18 protein-coding genes are annotated in these 19,886 nt (G+C 65.5%); 11 read left to right on the forward strand and 7 right to left on the reverse strand.

Going from position 1 to position 19,886, the window contains the following annotated elements; genetic code table 11:
• Positions 1–18: 18 nt before the first annotated feature.
• From ftsA to lpxC, 3 genes are all read left to right on the forward strand, one after another.
• Positions 19–1,263 (forward strand): cell division protein FtsA, encoded by a 1,245-nt coding sequence (gene ftsA / locus IB232_RS19840; RefSeq protein ID WP_137974899.1) that lies wholly within the window; start codon positions 19–21, stop codon positions 1,261–1,263.
• 51 nt (positions 1,264–1,314) lie between these two features.
• Positions 1,315–2,514 (forward strand): cell division protein FtsZ, encoded by a 1,200-nt coding sequence (gene ftsZ / locus IB232_RS19845; protein ID WP_192400289.1) that lies wholly within the window; start codon positions 1,315–1,317, stop codon positions 2,512–2,514.
• A 106-nt stretch (positions 2,515–2,620) separates the two neighbouring features.
• On the forward strand, positions 2,621–3,532 hold the full coding sequence (gene lpxC / locus IB232_RS19850; protein WP_192400290.1) for a UDP-3-O-acyl-N-acetylglucosamine deacetylase: 912 nt from the start codon (positions 2,621–2,623) through the stop codon (positions 3,530–3,532).
• Between the two features lie 79 nt (positions 3,533–3,611).
• On the opposite strand, the gene IB232_RS19855 is transcribed toward lpxC, so the two are convergent.
• Positions 3,612–4,064: a DUF721 domain-containing protein gene (locus IB232_RS19855; RefSeq protein WP_192400291.1), complete on the reverse strand. Its 453-nt coding sequence runs from the start codon at positions 4,062–4,064 to the stop codon at positions 3,612–3,614.
• A gap of 246 nt (positions 4,065–4,310) precedes the next feature.
• Between IB232_RS19855 and secA the strand changes: the two genes are divergently transcribed.
• The 5 genes from secA (at position 4,311) to IB232_RS19880 (ending at position 10,619) form a co-directional block, all read left to right on the forward strand.
• A complete protein-coding gene (gene secA / locus IB232_RS19860) occupies positions 4,311–7,043 on the forward strand; it encodes a preprotein translocase subunit SecA (RefSeq protein ID WP_192400292.1) in 2,733 nt (910 codons plus the stop codon).
• A 99-nt stretch (positions 7,044–7,142) separates the two neighbouring features.
• Positions 7,143–8,360 (forward strand): bifunctional glutamate N-acetyltransferase/amino-acid acetyltransferase ArgJ, encoded by a 1,218-nt coding sequence (gene argJ / locus IB232_RS19865; RefSeq protein ID WP_192400293.1) that lies wholly within the window; start codon positions 7,143–7,145, stop codon positions 8,358–8,360.
• Positions 8,361–8,501: 141 nt separating this feature from the next.
• Positions 8,502–9,134 carry a glutathione S-transferase family protein gene (locus tag IB232_RS19870; protein ID WP_192400294.1) on the forward strand — a complete coding sequence of 211 codons (633 nt, stop codon included), beginning with the start codon at positions 8,502–8,504 and terminating at the stop codon, positions 9,132–9,134.
• On the forward strand, positions 9,131–10,075 hold the full coding sequence (locus tag IB232_RS19875) for a Nudix family hydrolase (RefSeq protein WP_192400295.1): 945 nt from the start codon (positions 9,131–9,133) through the stop codon (positions 10,073–10,075). Before IB232_RS19870 ends, IB232_RS19875 begins: the two co-directional genes overlap by 4 nt.
• Positions 10,076–10,163: 88 nt before the next feature.
• On the forward strand, positions 10,164–10,619 hold the full coding sequence (locus tag IB232_RS19880; protein WP_192400296.1) for an REP-associated tyrosine transposase: 456 nt from the start codon (positions 10,164–10,166) through the stop codon (positions 10,617–10,619).
• 57 nt (positions 10,620–10,676) lie between these two features.
• Here IB232_RS19880 and IB232_RS19885 read toward each other — a convergent pair whose 3' ends face one another.
• Genes IB232_RS19885 through IB232_RS19900 form a run of 4 tightly spaced genes read right to left on the reverse strand, consistent with a single transcriptional unit; the run spans position 10,677 to position 15,200 of the window.
• Positions 10,677–11,261: a cob(I)yrinic acid a,c-diamide adenosyltransferase gene (locus IB232_RS19885; protein WP_192400297.1), complete on the reverse strand. Its 585-nt coding sequence runs from the start codon at positions 11,259–11,261 to the stop codon at positions 10,677–10,679.
• A complete protein-coding gene (locus tag IB232_RS19890; RefSeq protein ID WP_225592447.1) occupies positions 11,261–13,273 on the reverse strand; it encodes a sensor histidine kinase in 2,013 nt (670 codons plus the stop codon). Before IB232_RS19890 ends, IB232_RS19885 begins: the two co-directional genes overlap by 1 nt.
• A 53-nt stretch (positions 13,274–13,326) precedes the next feature.
• Positions 13,327–14,238 (reverse strand): putative 2-dehydropantoate 2-reductase, encoded by a 912-nt coding sequence (locus tag IB232_RS19895; protein WP_192400299.1) that lies wholly within the window; start codon positions 14,236–14,238, stop codon positions 13,327–13,329.
• The gene (locus IB232_RS19900; RefSeq protein WP_137974888.1) at positions 14,235–15,200 is read right to left on the reverse strand and encodes a response regulator; all 966 of its coding nucleotides are present in this window, start codon (positions 15,198–15,200) and stop codon (positions 14,235–14,237) included. Before IB232_RS19900 ends, IB232_RS19895 begins: the two co-directional genes overlap by 4 nt.
• Positions 15,201–15,349: 149 nt before the next feature.
• Between IB232_RS19900 and IB232_RS19905 the strand changes: the two genes are divergently transcribed.
• Complete coding sequence (locus tag IB232_RS19905) at positions 15,350–15,829, forward strand: YajQ family cyclic di-GMP-binding protein (protein ID WP_137974887.1); 480 nt, start codon at positions 15,350–15,352, stop codon at positions 15,827–15,829.
• Positions 15,830–15,936: 107 nt separating this feature from the next.
• A complete protein-coding gene (locus IB232_RS19910) occupies positions 15,937–16,773 on the forward strand; it encodes a mechanosensitive ion channel family protein (protein WP_192400300.1) in 837 nt (278 codons plus the stop codon).
• On the opposite strand, the gene IB232_RS19915 is transcribed toward IB232_RS19910, so the two are convergent.
• Positions 16,774–18,384, reverse strand: a complete 1,611-nt coding sequence (locus IB232_RS19915) for an AmpG family muropeptide MFS transporter (RefSeq protein ID WP_192400301.1) — start codon at positions 18,382–18,384, stop codon at positions 16,774–16,776.
• Between the two features lie 36 nt (positions 18,385–18,420).
• A complete protein-coding gene (locus tag IB232_RS19920) occupies positions 18,421–18,813 on the reverse strand; it encodes an MGMT family protein (protein ID WP_192400302.1) in 393 nt (130 codons plus the stop codon).
• Here IB232_RS19920 and IB232_RS19925 point away from each other — a divergent pair.
• Positions 18,812–19,807 (forward strand): DUF481 domain-containing protein, encoded by a 996-nt coding sequence (locus tag IB232_RS19925; protein ID WP_192400303.1) that lies wholly within the window; start codon positions 18,812–18,814, stop codon positions 19,805–19,807. The genes IB232_RS19920 and IB232_RS19925 overlap by 2 nt on opposite strands.
• The last annotated feature ends 79 nt before the right edge of the window (positions 19,808–19,886 follow it).

Here is a 19,886-nt window from a genome sequence, read left to right on the forward strand (position 1 = left end):
AGGAGAACAATAGAGATCATGGCAAGCGTGCAGAGCGGCAAGATGATCGTCGGCCTGGACATCGGCACCTCCAAAGTGGTGGCGCTGGTGGGCGAGGTGACGGCCGATGGCGAGCTGGATATCGTCGGTATCGGCACCAGCCCGTCGCGCGGCCTGAAGAAGGGCGTGGTGGTGAACATCGAGTCCACCGTGCAGTCGATCCAGCGCGCCATCGAAGAGGCGCAGCTTATGGCCGGCTGCCGCATCCACTCGGCCTTCGTCGGCATCGCCGGCAACCACATCCGCAGCCTGAACAGCCACGGCATCGTCGCCATCCGCGACCGCGAAGTGAGCCCTGCCGACCTGGAACGCGTACTCGACGCCGCCCAGGCTGTGGCCATCCCGGCCGACCAACGCGTGCTGCACACCTTGCCGCAGGACTACGTGATCGATAACCAGGAGGGCGTGCGCGAGCCGCTTGGCATGTCCGGCGTGCGCCTGGAAGCCAAGGTGCACGTGGTTACCTGCGCCACCAACGCTGCGCAGAACGTCGAGAAGTGCGTGCGCCGCTGCGGCCTGGAAGTGGACGACATCATTCTGGAACAGCTGGCCTCCGCCTACTCGGTGCTGACCGAGGACGAGAAGGAGCTGGGTGTGTGCCTGGTCGACATCGGTGGCGGTACCACCGATATCGCCATCTTCGCCGATGGTGCGATCCGCCACACTGCGGTGATCCCGATCGCCGGCGACCAGGTCACCAATGATATTGCAATGGCATTACGCACCCCGACCCAGTATGCCGAGGAAATCAAGATTCGGTATGCTTGCGCCCTAGCCAAACTGGCGGGTCCAGGGGAAACCATCAAGGTTCCCAGTGTGGGAGACCGGCCACCGCGGGAGCTGTCCCGTCAAGCTCTGGCCGAGGTTGTCGAGCCCCGTTACGACGAGCTCTTCACTCTCATTCAGGCCGAGCTGCGGCGCAGCGGCTACGAGGACATGATCCCTGCCGGGATCGTCCTCACCGGCGGCACCGCCAAGATGGAAGGCGCCGTCGAACTGGCCGAAGAGATCTTTCACATGCCGGTGCGTTTGGGCGTACCCCACAGCGTCAAGGGACTGACCGACGTCGTGCGTAATCCAATTTATTCCACAGGCGTGGGCCTGCTGATGTACGGGCTGCGGAAACAGTCCGACGGCTTCCACGCGCCTGGGATTCAGTATGGCGATGAGCCCAAAACACCGGTACTGGAACGGCTGAAACGCTGGGTCCAGGGCAATTTCTGATGTGAAACCCGCGGTAGCTGTAGGCGATAACTAAAAAGAAGGAGAGGGGAAATGTTCGAACTAGTAGATAACGCTCCACAAAGCGCAGTTATCAAAGTCATCGGCGTGGGCGGCGGCGGCGGTAACGCTGTCAACCACATGATCAAGAACAACATCGAAGGCGTGGAATTCATCTGCGCCAACACCGATGCCCAGGCGCTGAAGAACATCGGCGCGCGCACCGTGCTGCAACTCGGCCCGGGCGTGACCAAGGGCCTGGGTGCCGGCACCAACCCCGAGATCGGCCGTCAGGCCGCCATGGAAGACCGTGAGCGCATCGCCGAAGTGCTGAGCGGCGCCGACATGGTCTTTATCACCACCGGCATGGGCGGCGGTACCGGTACCGGTGCGGCGCCGATCATCGCCGAAGTGGCGAAAGAGATGGGCATCCTCACCGTCGCTGTGGTGACCCGTCCGTTCCCGTTCGAAGGCCGCAAGCGCATGCAGGTCGCCGACGAGGGCATTCGTGCACTGTCCGATGTGGTCGACTCGCTGATCACCATTCCCAACGAGAAGCTGCTGACCATCCTCGGCAAGGACGCCAGCCTGCTGTCCGCCTTCGCCAAGGCTGACGACGTGCTGTCCGGCGCCGTGCGCGGCATCTCCGACATCATGCAGCGTCCGGGCCTGATGAACGTCGACTTCGCCGACGTGAAGACCGTGATGGGCGAAATGGGCATGGCCATGATGGGCACCGGCTGCGCCAGCGGTCCGAACCGTGCTCGCGAGGCCACCGAGGCCGCCATCCGCAACCCGCTGCTGGAAGACGTCAATCTGCAGGGCGCGCGCGGCATCCTGGTGAACATCACCGCCGGTCTGGATCTGTCCCTGGGCGAGTACGCCGCGGTCGGCGAGATCATCGAGGCCTTCGCCTCCGAGCACGCCACCGTCAAGGTCGGCGCGGTAATCGATCCTGACATGCGCGACGAGCTGCACGTGACCGTGGTCGCCACCGGCCTGGGCGCGCGCATCGAGAAGCCGGTCAAGGTGGTCGACAACACCATCGCGGCTGCCGCCGTTGCTGTTCCGGCTGCCACCATCAGCGCCGCTCCTCGCGCTGCCGAGCAACCGGCCGTCAACTACAAGGACTACGAGCGCCCGACCGTTCAGCGCCAAAGCCTCGCCGGCAGTGCCGCCGCGGCCAAGCTGAACACTCAGGACGACCTGGACTATCTGGACATCCCTGCCTTCCTGCGTCGTCAGGCTGATTGATGCTGTCTATCAGGAGTATATCGGTGATTGGTGTTCAGCAAAGGGCGGTTCTGCTATCATCGCCGCCCATTGTTGAAAACAGTTCGCAACAAGCGCAGCCAAAACCATGATCAGACAACGCACCCTGAAGAACATCATCCGAGCCACCGGCGTTGGCCTGCACTCGGGGGAGAAGGTTTACCTGACCCTCAAGCCGGCCCCGGTGGATACCGGTATCGTGTTCCGTCGCACCGATCTGGATCCGGTCGTGGAAATCCCCGCCCGCGCCGAGAATGTCGGTGAGACCACCATGTCGACCACTCTGGTCAATGGTGAGGTCAAGGTGGACACCGTCGAGCACTTGCTTTCGGCCATGGCAGGCCTGGGCATCGACAACGCCTACGTCGAGCTGTCGGCGTCAGAAGTCCCGATCATGGACGGCAGTGCCGGTCCCTTTGTATTCCTGATTCAGTCTGCTGGCCTGGAAGAGCAGGAAGCACCGAAGAAATTCATCCGTGTGCTGCGCGAAGTGACAGTGGAGGAGGGCGACAAGCGCGCCACCTTCCTGCCCTTCGACGGCTTCAAGGTGAGCTTCGAGATCGATTTCGATCACCCGGTGTTCCGTGGTCGCACCCAGACCGCCAGCGTCGACTTCTCCAGCACTTCCTTCGTCAAGGAAGTGAGCCGCGCCCGTACCTTCGGGTTCATGCGCGACATCGAGTTCCTGCGTTCGCAGAACCTGGCACTCGGCGGCAGCGTGGAAAACGCCATCGTGGTCGATGAGTTCCGCGTGCTCAACGAAGATGGCCTCCGTTACGAGGACGAGTTCGTCAAGCACAAGATCCTCGACGCCATCGGCGACCTCTACCTGCTGGGCAACAGCCTGATCGGCGAGTTCAAGGGCTTCAAGTCCGGACACGCGCTGAACAATCGTCTGCTGCGCACCCTGATCGAGCAGCAAGATGCTTGGGAAGTGGTGATCTTCGACGACGCCAGCACCGCGCCGATCTCCTACATGCGCCCGGTTGCGGCCGTGTAAGCAATACCCCTCCCTTCTGTTGTATTCAGGCCACCCTCGGGTGGCCTGTTTTTTTCTGGCTCCTGCCTACATCGAGAACTCAGTCGCGCTTGGCGTTGCGTGCAAGGCGCTCCAGGGCGGCGCGCAGCTTAGGATCGCCGATGCCTTCGGCGGCGCTGCACAGGCTATCGGCGGCTGCCTCGGACAGCTCGGTCTTGTTCGCCTGATAGGTGGCGTGGGTGTTCGGTGGACGCACCTTGACCTGGATCTTCTGCAATCCGGCGAACTCCGGCAGTACCTGCAACAGGCGTTGCAGGCGGCGCTGCTGATAGTGCAGGCGAGTGGCCCAGTGACCGTTGCTGGTCAGCAGCAACAGACAGCCGTCGTGCCAGCTGGCCACCTGGCAATGTTCGCGCGCGGCCGGCTCCAGTTGCGCCTCGACCAGCGCTTGCAGCTTGCCCAGGCGCTGGGCGGCACTGAGCAGCGCGCGCAGCGGTTTGTGCTCGCGCAGCAGAGCGTTGGCGGTCTTGGCGGGTGGCGGACGGAGGCTCATGGCGGTGGATTCGTGGGCAGTTGCGCCCATGTTAGCAAAGGCCCTTGCAGCTGTCGGTCACCGTCCCCATATAAGGTGCAGCGCATGCCGGCGGGCATGCTTGGCGTATCCGGCAGGCTCGCGGGAGTTCGCCCTTTTCTCGCCAACGTTTCCGAGTAGAATGCCCCCTTTGCATGCAGCCGAGCTGGCTGCCGGGCTGGCCTTCTGCGTCGCCCCCCATCCCCCAGAGTGGAAGAATCTGCCGATATGTTTGCGCCACTGTTGAAGAAACTCTTTGGAAGCAAGAACGAGCGTGAAGTCAAACGCATGCTCAAGACAGTGACCGCGATCAACGCGTTGGAAGAGCAGATGCTGGCGCTCTCCGATGAACAGCTGAAGGCCAAGACCGAAGAGTTCAAGGCGCGTGTGGCCAAGGGCGAGAGCCTCGACCAGATTCTCCCCGAAGCCTTCGCCGTGGCCCGTGAGGCCGGCAAGCGGGTGATGGGCATGCGTCACTTCGACGTGCAGCTGATCGGTGGCATGACCCTGCACGAAGGCAAGATCGCCGAGATGCGCACCGGCGAGGGCAAGACCCTGGTGGGCACCCTGGCGGTGTATCTCAACGCCCTATCCGGCAAGGGCGTGCACGTGGTCACGGTGAACGACTACCTGGCCCGCCGCGACGCCAACTGGATGCGCCCGCTGTATGAGTTCCTCGGCCTATCCGTCGGCGTGGTGATTCCCTTCATGCCGCCAGAAGAGAAGCGTGCCGCCTACGCCGCCGACATCACCTACGGCACCAACAACGAGTTCGGTTTCGACTACCTGCGCGATAACATGGCCTTCGCCCTGGAAGAGAAATTCCAGCGCGAACTCAACTTCGCCGTGATCGACGAAGTGGACTCCATCCTCATCGACGAAGCCCGTACCCCGCTGATCATCTCCGGCCAGGCCGAAGACAGCTCCAAGCTGTACATGCAGATCAACCAGCTGATCCCGCGCCTCAAGCAGCACATCGAGGAAGAGGAAGGCGTGGTCACCCAGGAAGGCCACTACAAGGTCGACGAGAAGACCCGCCAGGTCGAGCTCAACGAGGCCGGCCACCAGTACGTCGAGGAAATGCTCGGCGCCGCCGGCCTGCTGGCCGAGGGCGAGAGCCTCTATGCCGCACACAACCTCAGCCTGCTGACCCACGTCTACGCCGGCCTGCGCGCGCACAAGCTGTTCCACCGCAACGTCGAATACATCGTGCAGAACGGCCAGGTCATCCTGATCGACGAGCACACCGGACGTACCATGCAGGGCCGTCGCCTGTCCGAGGGCCTGCACCAGGCCATCGAGGCTAAAGAGGGTGTGAACATCCAGGCCGAAAGCCAGACCCTGGCCTCGACCACCTTCCAGAACTACTTCCGCCTGTACAAGAAGCTCTCCGGCATGACCGGCACCGCCGACACCGAGGCCTTCGAGTTCCGTCAGATCTACGGCCTCGATGTGGTGGTCATCCCCACCCACCGTCCGGTGGCGCGCAAGGACTACAACGACCTGGTCTACCTGACCCAGGAAGAGAAGTACCAGGCGATCATCACCGATATCCGCGAGTGCCAGGCCCAGGGCCGCCCGATCCTGGTCGGTACCGCCTCGATCGAGACCTCCGAGTACGTCTCCAAGCTGCTCGAGCAGGCCGGCATCGAGCACAAGGTGCTCAACGCCAAGTACCACGAGAAGGAAGCCGAGATCATCGCCCAGGCCGGTCGTCCGGGCGCCGTGACCCTGGCCACCAACATGGCCGGTCGTGGTACCGACATCCTCCTCGGCGGCAACTGGGAAGCCGAAGTGGCTGCCCTGGAAGCGCCGAGCGACGAGCAGGTCGCGCAGATCAAGGCCGACTGGCAGAAGCGTCACCAGCAGGTGATCGAGGCCGGCGGCCTGCACGTGATCGCCTCCGAGCGTCACGAGTCCCGCCGTATCGACAACCAGCTGCGTGGCCGTGCTGGCCGCCAGGGTGACCCGGGCTCCAGCCGCTTCTACCTGTCGCTGGAAGACAGCCTGATGCGCATCTTCGCCTCCGATCGGGTGAAGAACTTCATGAAGGCCCTGGGCATGCAGTCCGGCGAGGCCATCGAACATAGCATGGTCACCAATGCCATCGAGAAGGCCCAGCGCAAGGTCGAAGGCCGCAACTTCGACATGCGCAAGCAACTGCTCGAGTATGACGACGTGGCCAACGAGCAGCGCAAGGTGATTTACCACATGCGCAACAGCCTGCTGGCCGCCGACAACATCGGCGAGACCATCATCGAATTCCGCGAGGAAGTGCTGGCGGCCACCATCAACAGCCACATTCCGCCGCAGTCGCTGCCCGAACAGTGGGATATCAGCGGCTTGGAAATGGCGCTGTACAGCGATTTCGGAGTGCGTCTGCCGATCCAGCAGTGGCTGGATGACGACGAGAAGCTGTACGAGGAAACCCTGCGCGAGAAGATCCTCGCCGAGCTGCTCGCCGCCTACGCCGAGAAGGAAGAGCTGGCTGGCGCCGAGGCCCTGCGCACCTTCGAGAAGCAGATGCTGCTGCGCGTGCTGGACGATCTGTGGAAGGACCACCTGGCCACCATGGACCACCTGCGTCACGGCATCCACCTGCGCGGCTATGCGCAGAAGAACCCCAAGCAGGAATACAAGCGCGAGTCCTTCACCCTGTTCCAGGACCTGCTCGACTCGATCAAGCGCGACACCATCCGCGTGCTCTCCCACGTCCAGGTCCGCCGCGAAGACCCGGTCGAGGAAGAGGCCCGTCTGCGCCGCGAGGCCGAGGCCATGGCCGAACGCATGCAGTTCCAGCATGCCGAGGCATCGGCCATGCCGGCTGCCGAGGGCGAGGAAGCCGAAGGCGAGCTGGCGGTTGCCACGCCGGTGCGTAGCGATCCGAAGATCGGTCGTAATGAGCCTTGCCCCTGCGGTTCCGGCAAGAAGTACAAGCACTGCCACGGTCAGGTCGGCTAAACCGCACCAGGCCTGCTATACCAGAAACGCCGCGACCGGCTCAGCCGCTCGCGGCGTTTTTCCAATTTCTGTGTCACTGTCCAAGTAAGGAGCGCTCCTATGGCCGTTGGTCTCGGTCCCCTGCCCACACTGCACCCGGTTCCCGGATTCGAACTCGGCATTTCCTCGGCCGGCATCAAGCGCCCTGGCCGCAAGGACGTGGTGGTGATGCGCTGCGCCGAAGGCTCGCGGGTGGCCGGTGTGACCACCACCAACGCCTTCTGCGCCGCCCCGGTGATCGTCACCCGTGAGCGCATGGCCGGCGATGTGCGCTACCTGCTGACCAACACCGGCAACGCCAACGCCGGCACCGGCCCGGACGGCCTGACCAACGCCCGCCGCACCTGCGCTGCGCTCGCCGCACTGACCGGTGTCGCCGAGGAAGCGGTGCTGCCGTTCTCCACCGGTGTGATCGGCGAGCCGCTGCCGGTTGCCAAGATCGAGGGCGCACTGCAGGCCGCCCTGGATGATCTGCACGAGGATCACTGGGCCGAGGCCGCCATCGGCATCATGACCACCGATACCCTGCCCAAGGGAGCCAGCCGCCAGTTCCAGCACGATGGCGTGACCGTCACCGTGACCGGTATCAGCAAGGGCGCCGGCATGATCCGGCCGAACATGGCCACCATGCTCGGCTACATCGCCACCGACGCCAAGGTCGCTGGCGATGTGCTGCAGGCCCTGGTGCGCGATGCTGCCAATAAGTCGTTCAACCGCATCACCATCGACGGCGACACCTCGACCAACGACTGCTGCATGCTGATCGCCACCGGCCAAGCCAAACTGCCGGAAATCACCGCGGCTTCCGGCGAGCTGTTCGCCAAGCTCAAGCAGGCGGTACTGGAAGTGTTCATGGAAGTGGCTCAGGCCATCGTCCGTGACGGTGAAGGTGCGACCAAGTTCGTCACCGTGCAGGTCAACGGCGGCGGTAATCACCAGGAGTGCCTGGATGTGGCCTACGCCGTGGCCCACTCGCCGCTGATCAAGACCGCGCTGTTCGCTTCCGATCCCAACTGGGGGCGCATCCTCGCCGCCGTCGGCTACGCCGGCGTGCCGAACCTGGACGTGAGCCTGATCGATGTCTTCCTCGGTGAGGTATGCATCGCCAGCAAGGGCGGTCGTGCTTCCACCTATACCGAGGACCAAGGCGCGGCGGTCATGGCCCGCGAGGAGATCGGCATCCGCATCGAGCTGGGGCGCGGCGATTGCAGCGAAACCATCTGGACCACCGATCTGTCCCACGAGTACGTGAAGATCAACGCCGAATACCGCACCTGATACGCCTCAGGACCGGGGCGTTCTGCCCCGGCCCGCTCTGTTCTGCCATTCCCCGTGCTCATAGGGGCATGCGCAAGCGGAATTGTCCGCGGCCGCCCGAGCCGCGTACGCTCCGCCTACAACCTTTCTAGGAGAGCGAACATGTCCCTCAAGCTGGTGATCGGCGACAAGAACTATTCCTCCTGGTCGCTGCGCGCGGCCCTGGCCATGGACCTGACCGGCGTGCCCTACGAGGAGATCCTCGTGCATCTGTACCTGCCGGACAGCCGCAGTCAGCTACTGGCCCACGCACCGACCGGCAAGGTGCCGGTGCTGCACACCGAGGAAGGTCCGGTGTGGGATTCGCTGGCCATCGCCGAATACCTCGCCGAACGCTTCCCCGAGGCGCACCTGTGGCCGCGCGGCCAGTACGCCCGTGCCCTGGCGCGCAGCGTATGCGCCGAGATGCACAGCGGCTTCATGGCTCTGCGCAGCCACATGTCCATGGACCTGGCGCGCGACCAGGCCCTGGCCGAGATTCCCGCCGAGGTCCAGGCCGACATCGACCGCGTGTGCCGCCTGTGGGCGGACTGCCGCCAGCGCTTCGGCCAGGACGGTCCGTTCCTGTTCGGCCACGCCAGCATCGCCGATGCCTTCTTCGCCCCGGTGGCGGCGCGTCTGCGCAGTTATCGCGTGGCGCTGCCGGCCGAGGCTGCCGCCTACGTCGACGCCGTCTACCAGTGGCCGGCATTCCAGCGCTGGTACCAGGCGGCGCTGCAGGAGACCCGGGCTTGAAACGGATTCATGTGGCCGCCGCGGTGATCCGTGGCGCCGATGGCCGGGTGCTGCTCGCCAAGCGCCCGCAGGACAAGCACCAGGGCGGCCTGTGGGAGTTTCCAGGCGGCAAGGTGGAGGAGGGCGAGGCGGTGGAGCTGGCTCTGGCCCGCGAGCTGGAGGAGGAGCTGGGCATCCGCGTCGGCGCCGCCCGCCCGCTGATCCAGGTGCATCACGACTACCCGGACAAGCAGGTGCTGCTGGATGTCTGGGAAGTCTCTGCCTTCAGCGGCGAGCCCCATGGCGCCGAGGGTCAGGCGCTGGCCTGGGCCACCGAGCGCGAGCTGCTCGACTACGAGTTTCCCGCCGCCAACCAGCCCATAGTGGCGGCGGCGCGCCTGCCCGATACCTACCTGATCACCCCGGAAGGCCTGGAGCCGCCGGAGCTGCTGCGCGGCGTACGCGCCGCCCTGGCCAGCGGCGCCAGGCTGATCCAGCTGCGCGCGCCGAACATGTTCGACCCGCAGTACCGCGACCTGGCGGTGGACATCCAGGGCCTGTGCGCCGGCAAGGCGCAGCTGATGCTCAAGGGCCCGCTGGAGTGGCTGGGTGACTTCCCCGCCGCCGGCTGGCACCTGACCGCCGAGCAGCTGCGCAAGTACGCGCCCAATGGGCGGCCGTTCCCCGGTCAGCGCTGGCTGGCCGCTTCCTGCCACAGCGCCGAGGAGCTGGCGTTGGCTGCGCGCATGGGGGTGGACTTCGTCACCCTGTCGCCGGTGCAGGCCACCCAGACGCATCCCGAGGCCACGCCGCTGGGCTGGGCTGCCGCCGCCGAGCTGCTGCGCGGCAGTAACCTGCCGGCCTTCCTGCTCGGTGGTGTTGGTCCGCAGGAGCGCGAAAGCGCCTGGCAGGCTGGAGCCCAGGGCGTAGCCGGTATCCGGGCGTTCTGGCCACAGACCTAGATTGTAGGAGTGAGCTCTGCTCGCGAAGCTTTTAGACGGGGCAGTTCGCGAGCAGAGCTCGCTCCTACGATCGTTGAGGGAGGCATGGATGCCGCTCTATCACGCTAGTCGTCTGCGTCGAGCCATACACTCCGAAGTTGGGCATCTCTATCTGCTGACGGCCGTTACGGTTGGTCGAATCCCGTTGTTTGCCGACTTTGCTCTAGGGCGCGTGTTGATTCAGGAGATGCGTCTAGCTGAAGAGCAGGGACTGCTGCGCTCCCTTTGCTGGGTGGTGATGCCCGATCATTTGCATTGGCTGATTGAGTTGGGTGGAGCACCGCTTGAGCAAGCCATGCAGCAGGTCAAATCGCGCAGCGCGAAACGTATCAACCAACTGGCGGGAACCGAAGGCGCTATCTGGCAGAAGGGCTTTCACGACCATGCTCTGCGCCAGGATGAGGATGTGTTGACGGCCGCCCGCTACGTTGTCGCCAATCCTCTTCGCGCTGGTCTAGTCGATCGCTTGGGCGATTATCCGCTATGGGATGCTGTCTGGCTGTAGGAGCGAGCTCTGCTCGCGAACCGGTCACCACAAAAGCTTCGCGAGCAGAGCTCGCTCCTACGGCGCGAGAGGTTTCTCCGCCGCCTGCCACAGCACCTCGTCGATGCCCTGGCGGCGGGCGATCAGCCGGGCGGCGACGAACAGCAGGTCGGACAGGCGGTTGACGTAGGCCATGCCCACCGGGCGTAGCGGCTCTTCGGCGTTGAGCTGCTGGCAGCGCCGCTCGGCACCGCGGGCCAGGCTGCGGCAGACATGGGCCTGGGCCACCAGGCGCGAGCCGCCCGGCAGGATGAAGTTCTGCAGCGGACCGAGTTCCTCGTTCCAGTGGTCGATGGCTGCCTCCAGGCGTGCCACCTCGTTTTCCTGCAGGGCCTGGTAGTCCGGCATCGCCAACTCGCCGCCGAAGTCGAACAAACGGTGCTGGCAAGGCGCCAGGACCGCGCTGATCTCTCCCAGTCCGGGGTATCTGGCGGCCTCTTCGTTCAGCTCCGCCAGCAGCAGGCCGAGCTGGCTGTTCAGCGTATCCAGCTCGCCCATGGCCTCCACCCGCGGATGGTCCTTGGCCACGCGGCGGCCATCGGCCAGGCCGGTCTCTCCCTTGTCGCCGGTCTTCGTGTAGATCTTGCTCAGTCGATGGCCCATCAGATGCTCGTGTTCTCGGCCGGGGCGACCAGCGGCAGGCGCAGGGTGAAGCAGGTGCCCTGGCCCTGGGTGGACTGCACTTCCAGCTGCCCCTTGTGGTTGTTGGTGACGATGAAATAGGACACGGACAGGCCGAGGCCGGTACCCTGGCCGACTTCCTTGGTGGTGAAGAACGGCTCGAAGATGCGCTTGCGCACCAGCTCGGGCATGCCGATGCCGTTGTCTTCCACCTGGATTTCCGCCCACGGCGGGTTGCAGCGGGTGCGCAAGACGATACGCCCCGGCTCGTCCTCGTCGTCGCGCAGGTGGATAGCCTGGGCGGCGTTCTTCAGCAGATTGAGCAGCACCTGCTCCATCTCGTTGGCGGTGGCCGGGACCGGGCCCAGGTTGGGGTCGAAGTCGCGCTCGATGGCGATGCCGCGGAAGTCGAAGCTCTCGGTCAGGTCGAAGTCGTTGCCAGCGATCTCCAGTGCCTGGTCGATCAGCACCGGCAGCTGACAGGGCGCCAGCTGGCGGTTGCTGCGGCGGCTGAAGGCGAGCATATGGCTGACGATCTTGGCCGCCCGCGAGCCTGCCTGGGCGATGCCGTCGAGCAGCTGGGGAATCTCACGGGCGTCCAGGTAGGCGGTGACGTCGTCCAGGGCGATGCCCACCTCCACGGCCAGGTCCTGGTTTTTCGCCAGTTCCGGCGACAGGCGTCGGCGGATGTTCTGCACGTTGTGCAGGATGGCGCCCAGCGGGTTGTTGATCTCGTGGGCCATGCCGGCGGCAAGGCCACCCACGGAGAGCATCTTCTCCGACTGCACCATCATCTCCTCCAGCGACAGGCGCTGGGTGATGTCGTCGATCCGGATCACCACGCCACGCCCGCCGGCCCCCATCAACGGGTAGAAGGTCAGGGCGTAGTGGTGGGCGTCCTCGTCCTTGCGCCAGGTGACGCGCTCGATCTTCTCCACCTTGTGCTGCTCGGCGGTGCGCTTGAGCTGGGCGAGGAACGGCTTGAGCGGCGGGAAGGCGAGGAACACCGGCTGGTTCAGCGCCTCGTCCAGCGGCGTGCCGGAGAGGGCGCTGGCTTCCTGGTTCCACTGGGTGACGTAGAGCTGGTCGTCGAGGGCGATCAGCGCCGAGGGCATGGAGTCGATGATGTTGTTCAGGTAGTTCTGGAAGCCAGTGAGCTTCTTCTCGATCTTGCTGCGTACCTGCACTTCCAGCTCCAGCTTGCGGTTGGAGTGGCGGGTCTCCTCGGCCAGGCTCTGGGCCTGGCTGAAGGCGCTCTCGGCGTCGTCGCGGGCGCGCTTGAGCTGCTGCTCGCGGGCCTCGATGCGGCCGAGCATGGTGTTGAAGGCATCGGCCAGGCTGCCGATCTCGTCGCGGTTGCCGCGGGCGGCGCGCAGCGAGTAGTTCTCCTCGCGGGTGACCTGGCGCGACAGCTCCTCCAGGCGCCGGATCGGCCGGGTGATCAGCCGCCGCACCTGGCGGGCGATCAGGGCCCAGAGCACCACGCTGATGGCGAGGATCGCCAGGCTGGCGGTCAGGGTGCCGGTGTAGAAGGCGCCGGGCAGTTCGCTGGACGCCACCAGCAGCAGGTAGCCGGGCGGCTGGCCCGCCTGCGGCAGGGGAATCACCTGAGTGGAGCGGAATTCGCGCAGGCGCCAGTGTTCCAGTTCGTCGCTGCGCGATGGCAGCTGCAGCGCGGCGCCCAACTGCAGCTCGGCCAGGCGCACGCCGGTGCCGTTGTACAGGGCGGCTGCGCGTAGCGGGGTGTAGTTCTCCAGGCGCTCCAGCAGCTTCTGCGCGGCTTGCGGCGTGGCCAGGGCGTGCCGGCTCAGCTCGGGGGTGGCGATCAGTTTGCCGATGGTTTGCAGGGCCTGGGGCGCGACGCTTTCCTGGGAGATCCAGTAGGCCGCGCTGATGAAGGCCAGGTTGGCCACCAGCATGACCGCGGCCAGCAGAATCAACAGCGCGAAGAGCAGCTTGCGGCCGACCGGCAGGTTGTCGAGGCGCTGGCGCAGACGGGTCAAGGGCGCGGCTTCCATTGAGGCTGGAGGGGCAGGGTAACGCTCGTTCAGGTCACGGGCAATCCGCGGGCGGTGAGGTGTTCGCGCAGGCGTTGCTGCAGATCGTCCAGGCGCGGCAGCCTCAGCTGCAAGCGCTCGGCCTGGGCGCAGGCGTGGCCGAGCAGATAGGCGATCTCGGTGCGCCGGCCCTGGGCCACGTCCTGGTACATCGAGGAGTAGTTGGCTGCGGTGCCGTCGATCACCCGCAGTACCTCGGCGTGTAGGTCCTCGGCGGCCTCTGGCTGGCCGGCCTGGCGCAGCAGCTCGGCCAGCTCCGCGCATAGTCCGGCCACTTCCTGCGGCCAGTCACGCAGGTCGCCGTTGCGGCAATCGTGCAGCACGGTCAGTGGGTTGATCGCGCAGTTCAGCGCCAGCTTGCGCCACAGCTTGGCGAGGATGTCGTGGGTCCACTGATGGGGAATATCGGCGGCCTGCAGGTCGTCCAGCCATTCCGGGGTACGTCGCTCGCCCTGCACGCCGAGCCAGGTATGGCCACGGCCGGCGTAGACCACGCGAAAATCGCCCTCGCGGAACGCGCCTTCGGTGCTGGAAGCGAACACGCAGCGCGCTCGCGGCAGGCGTGCGGTAACCGCCTCCTGACTGCCCAGGCCGTTCTGCAGCAGGATGATCTCGGCGCCCGGTGCCAGGCGTGGCGCCAGGGCGGCGGTGGCCTCGTCGGCGTCGTAGGCCTTGCAGGCCACCAGCAGGCGGCGGATCGGCGCGCCATGGCTCGGCGTTTCGGCAGCGATGGGGTGCAGGTTGGCCTGGCCATCTTCCACCAGGGTCAGGCCGCCGGCGGCGCGGTAGCGTGTCAGGCTGGTCTGGTCACGCAGGATCAGTTTCACCGGCACCCCGGCACGGGCCAGGCGAGCGGCCCACAGGCCGCCCAGGCTACCGGCTCCGAGTACGTGCCAGCTCACTGTGGCAGCGGCAGACGCAGTGCGCTGACCCGGCCGCTGGCGTAGGACTCCGGCAGCACGCGGCTGGCTTCGGCGAACAGGTAGTGCGGCTCGACGGGCAGAGACTTGGCGTCCAGGCCGACCAGGGAGATGCCGGCCTTGAGGCTGATGAAGCCTTCGCTGGTCTTGAACGCCTTGAGGTTGAGGCCTTCGTGCAGGCGTTTAAAGCTGCTCGGCGAACATTCGTGCAGGTCGTCGAGCATGGCGATCATGCCGAAGTGGGTGTCATCCACCCGGGTCAGCACGTCCAGCGGACGCACCAGCTGCTGCAGGCGCCGCGCCACGCCGTGCAGCACTTCGTTCCAGAAGCCGTTGCCGTACTGGCGGCGCAGGGCTTCACCTTCCTGCAGGCCGATCAGCAGGTAGCACAGCGCACCACCACGGGATTCGACCTGGCGCAGGCAGTCGTTGAGCTTCTGCTGCAAGTAGCGCGGGTTGCCCAAGCCGGTCAGCGAGTCGACCAGGTTGCGCTGCTCCAGGCTGGAGATGTTCTGGGTCAGCATGCGGTTTTCGTTGAGCAGGCGCTGCAGGGTGTTGCACAGGCGGTCGGCAGCATACACGCGCGGCACCAGCTGTTCGTTCATCGCCGCCTTGCTGATGAAGTCGTCGACGCCTCGGTCGAAGGCTTCCACCAGCACGTTCTCGCCTTCCTTGCCGGTGAGCAGGATGACGTAGGTGTAGTGCTCGGCGGTCTCGTCCAGCTGGCGCACCCGCCCGGTCAGCTCGAGGCCGTCCATCTCCGGCATCAGCCAGTCGGCCAGCAGCACGCTGGCGGGACGTTTTTCCAGCAGGCGCAGGGCTTCCGCGGCACTGTTGGCGAAGCGCACATCCTGGTAACCGGCCTGGCTCAGGGCACGGCCGATCATGGCGCTGGAGAACTTGGCGTCGTCCACCACCAGGATGCTGAGATGGGGGTTGGGCATTGAGGGGCTCACTGGCAGAAAAGGGTGGCCGCCGCAGGTTGGCTGAGCGGCGTGGATCAGACTGGTTATAATGGGCGCGCCAATTTTATCGTCAAGTCAGGCGCGCTCAGTCCGTGAGGGGGATCGCGCCGTCCATCAGGAGCAAGCCCATGCCTTCGTTCGACGTGGTGTCGGAACTGGACAAGCACGAACTCACCAACGCGGTGGACAACGCCGTCAAGGAACTCGACCGCCGCTTCGATCTGCGCGGCAAGTGCAGCATCGAGAGCAAGGACAAGACCATCACCCTGACCGCCGAGGCCGAGTTCATGCTCGAGCAGGTCCTCGACATCGTGCGCGCCAGCCTGATCAAGCGCAAGATCGATTGCCAGTGCATGGAAGCCAAGGACGCCTATGCATCCGGCAAGGTGATGAAGCAGGAGGTGACCTTCCGCGAAGGCATCGACAAGGAGCTGGCGAAGAAGATCGTCGCCCACATCAAGGACAGTAAGCTCAAGGTGCAGGCCGCCATCCAGGGCGAGCAGGTGCGCATCACCGGCAAGAAGCGCGACGACCTGCAGGAGGCGATTGCCGCCCTGCGCGCCAAGGAGTTCGGCATGCCGCTGCAGTACAACAACTTCCGCGACTGATCTGCCGGGAACCTCCGGCGCCGCGCGCGCATCCTACGCAGTACACCCCTCACCGCCATGGCCAGCCATGGCGGTGTCGTTTCTGCCGTCCGAAGAGGAGTGCGCTCATGCAATTCACCTACGACGAACTGGTGCGGATGTCCCAGGCCTGGCTGCCGGTGGTATTGGAATACAGCGGCAAGCTGACCCTCGCGCTGGTCACCCTGCTGCTCGGCTGGTGGCTGATCAACCGCGTGACCGGGCGCCTGCAGTTGCTGATGGTAGGACGCAAGGTGGACCGGGCGCTGACCGGCTTCATCGGCAGCTTGGCCAATATCCTGCTCAAGGTGCTGCTGATGGTCAGCGTGGCGACCATGATCGGCATCTCCACCGCCTCCTTCATCGCCGCCATCGGTGCCGCCGGCCTGGCCATCGGCCTGGCCCTGCAGGGCAGCCTGGCCAATTTCGCCGGTGGTGTGCTGATCCTGCTGTTCCGTCCGTTCCGCATCGGTGACTGGATCGAGGCCCAGGGCCAGTCCGGCACCGTGGACAGCATCCAGATCTTTCATACCGTGCTGCGCACCGGTGACAACCGGACGGTGATCCTGCCCAACGGCGCTCTGTCCAACGGCGCCATCGTCAACACCTCGCGCCAGGCCACCCGACAGATAGTGTTCGACGTTAAGGTCGACTACGACAGCGACCTGCAGCAGGCCCAGCAGGTGCTGCGCGAGATGGCGGAAGATCCGCGCGTGCTCAAGGACCCGGCTCCGGCGGTGGTGGTGGCGGGCCTCGGCGAGACCGCGATCACCCTGTCGCTGCGGGTGTGGACGGCCAACTCGGACTACTGGCCGGTGACCTTCAGGTTCAACGAGGAAATCCGCGACCGCCTGCGCCAGGTCGGCGTCGACATCGCCGTGCCGGGGCTGCTGGCGCGCACCATCAAGGCCACCATGCCGGCCTGATCAGGGTTCGCTGCGCGGCGCTGGCGTGCTCGGCGCGGGCAGCGGCCGGTTACCCTGCTGGCGCCACTGCAGGATGATCAGCAGCAGGGTGGGAATGCCGAGCAACGCGGTGGCGAGGAAGAACTGGGCGTAGCCGGCCTTCTCCACCATCACGCCCGAATAGCCGCCGACCAGGCGCGGCAGCAGCAGCATGATGGAGCTCAGCAGGGCGTACTGTGTGGCGGAGAACTTCAGGTTGGTCAGGCTCGACAGGTAGGCGACGAAGGCCGCTGTGGCCAAGCCCGAGCTGAGGTTGTCGAGGGTGATGGTGATCACCAGCATCAGCATGTGCGGGTCCAGCACTTGCAACAGGTGACCGACCGTCTGCTGGCCATAGCTGGTCGGATCCGTTATCACACCGAGGCCGGATAGTGTGGCGAACAGCAGGTTGGTGCCAGCCGAGGCCGCGCCGCCCAGCAGCAGGATCGGCAGGATGCCGAAACGCACGATCAGCAGGCCGCCGAGGGCCGCGCCGAGCAGGGTCATGATCAGGCCGAACAGCTTGCTGACGCTGGCGATCTGGCTCTTGGCGAAGCCCATGTCGATGTAAAAGACGTTGGCCATCACCCCCATCACCGTGTCGGACATGCGGTAAGTGGCGATCAGGCCCAGCAGCAGCAGAGCCTGCCAGCGGTAGCGCAGGATGAAGTCGTTGACCGGCGTCAGCACCGGCGCCAGGCCGCGACGGCCCATGCGCGACAGGCACACGGCGGTGAGGATGGTGTAGAGCAGGAAGCGCAGGGTGGCTCGGTCCTCGCGCAGCAGCTCGCCGAGGCCGATCTCGCCGCTGAACAGCAGGAAGATGTCGCTGCGGAAGAACTGGGTGAACATCGCCGGCACCGACACCAGCAGCACGATTAGCACCAGCACCGAGGCCAGCTGGCGATACAGGCCGTAGCGCGCCGCGGCCATCTGCGTCTGCAGTGGCACCGGCGGTTCGCGCATCCACAGGGTGGTGATCACCCCCGGCAGCATCAGCATAGCGAACAGCAGGTAGGTACTGGCCCAGGCGCCGTGCTGGTAGCCGGCGCCCGGGTTGCCGAACCAGCCGGCGAAATACAGTGCGCCGGCGGTGGCCAGCAGGGCAGCGACGCGGTAGCCGGCCATGTAGCTGGCGGCCAGGGCGGCCTGGCGGGTGTCGTCGACGATCTCCAGGCGGTAGGCGTCCACCGCGATGTCCTGGGTGGCGGAGGCGAATGCCACCACCACGGCCACGCCGATCAGCCAGGACAGATGCTGCTGCGGATCACACAGGGCCATGCCGATCAGGCCGAAGGCCACAAGTCCCTGGGACAGCACCAGCCAGGAGCGGCGCCGGCCGAGGCGGCTGAGCAGCGGCAGGCGCCACTGGTCGAGCATCGGTGCCCACACCCACTTGAAGGCATAGGCCAGGCCGATGAGGCTGGCATAGCCGATGGTTTGGTGGGTCACCCCGGCTTCGCGCAGCCACACAGAGAGGGTGGAGAACACCAGCATGTACGGCAGGCCGGCGGCGAAGCCCAGCAACAGCAGGGCCAGAGTGGCCGGATGGGCATAGGTGGCGAGGGCGGCGCGCCAGGTTCTACGGGGCATGGGCGTTCGGACGAGGGCTCGGGCAAAGGGCGCACTCTAACCGTTCGCCTCCATTGGGCGCCAGCCGTGGCGGCGCATGTCGACGCGATCGTTGCGGATGGTCAGGCCCTCGGCACGCAGACGTGCGCGCTGTTCCTCGCCGGAAGGTGTGCCGGCGGCCAGGCTGAGGCGCCCGCCGGCGGCGAGCACGCGATGCCAGGGCAGGCGGGTGTCCTGGGGCAGCTGGCTGAGCGTGCGGCCAACCCAGCGCGCGGCGCGGCCGAGGCCGGACAGGGCGGCCAGCTCGCCATAGCTGATCACCTTGCCCTCGGGAATCTGCGCCATCACCAGATACAGCGCCGCGCGGCGCCCTTCGGCACTTGCCGTTGGCTCCAGGGCTGGGGCATGTTCTGCCTTGTCGCTTCGTTCCTTCTTCGGTGGTCTGGCCATGTCGCGTGTCCTGCTGTCCTGTCTGTTGCTGAGCCTGGCTTGGCCTGTCGCCGCGGATACCGTTTGGCTGAACAACGGTGATCGCCTAAGTGGTGAGATCCTGTTGCTTGATGGCGGCAAGCTGGCACTGAAGACCAAGTATGCCGGCCGCGTGCTGATCGACTGGAAGGATATCGACACCCTGGCCTCGGACAAACCCCTGATGCTGCGCCGCGAGGGCCTGGACAGCGAGATCGGACACCAGCTCAAGGCGGCCGACAAGGGCAAGGTGCAGGTGGTCAATGGCCGCAATGAAACGGTGGCGCTGGCCAGCATCACCCGCCTGGTGCCGCCGCGCCCCCTGCTCAAGAATCGGGTCTGGGAGGGCAACCTGGATGCCAAGCTGGACATGGAGCGCAACGAGGATCGTACCGACGAGTGGAAGCTCAAGGGCAACACCCGCGTCGAGCACGGGCGCTGGCGTCACGTGCTGCGTGGCGAGCTGGAGCATGAGACGGAGAACGGCGAGAAGACCGAGGACAACTGGGAGCTGGAGTACGATCTCGACCGCTTCCTCACCGATCACTGGTTCTGGCGCAGTGGCTACGAACAGCATGAGGACCAGTTCGAAGGCGTGACCCGCCAGCGCATCCTCGGCACCGGGCCGGGCTATCGCTTCTGGGATAACGAGCTGGGTCGTTTCGACCTGATCGGCCAGGTCAACCGGGTGCGGCTGGACTCGCCCTATGGCGATCTATCCTTCGATACCTGGTCCATGGAGTGGGACTACAAGCGCCTGCTGTGGGGCTCGCGCCTGGAGTTCTACAGCAACGCCGAGTTACAGGTGCCGCAGATCGACGAGATCGACTACGTGTTCGATGGCGAGGCGGGGCTGCGCTACCGCCTCAACGACTGGGCACGGCTGTCGCTGCTGTACGAGCTGAACCAGCTGCGCGGGCTGGGTACCACGGTGTCGGACCGGCATTACCTGATCGGTTTCGGGGTGGGTTGGTAAGCGGCTCGGCTGAACTTAGACGGTCATTCGCCGGTCTGTGCTTGCTCAGACGGCGTGCATCCGGATAATGCGCGCCTTT

It is taken from the genome of Pseudomonas sp. PDM15, from assembly GCF_014851565.1.
GTDB lineage: Bacteria > Pseudomonadota > Gammaproteobacteria > Pseudomonadales > Pseudomonadaceae > Aquipseudomonas.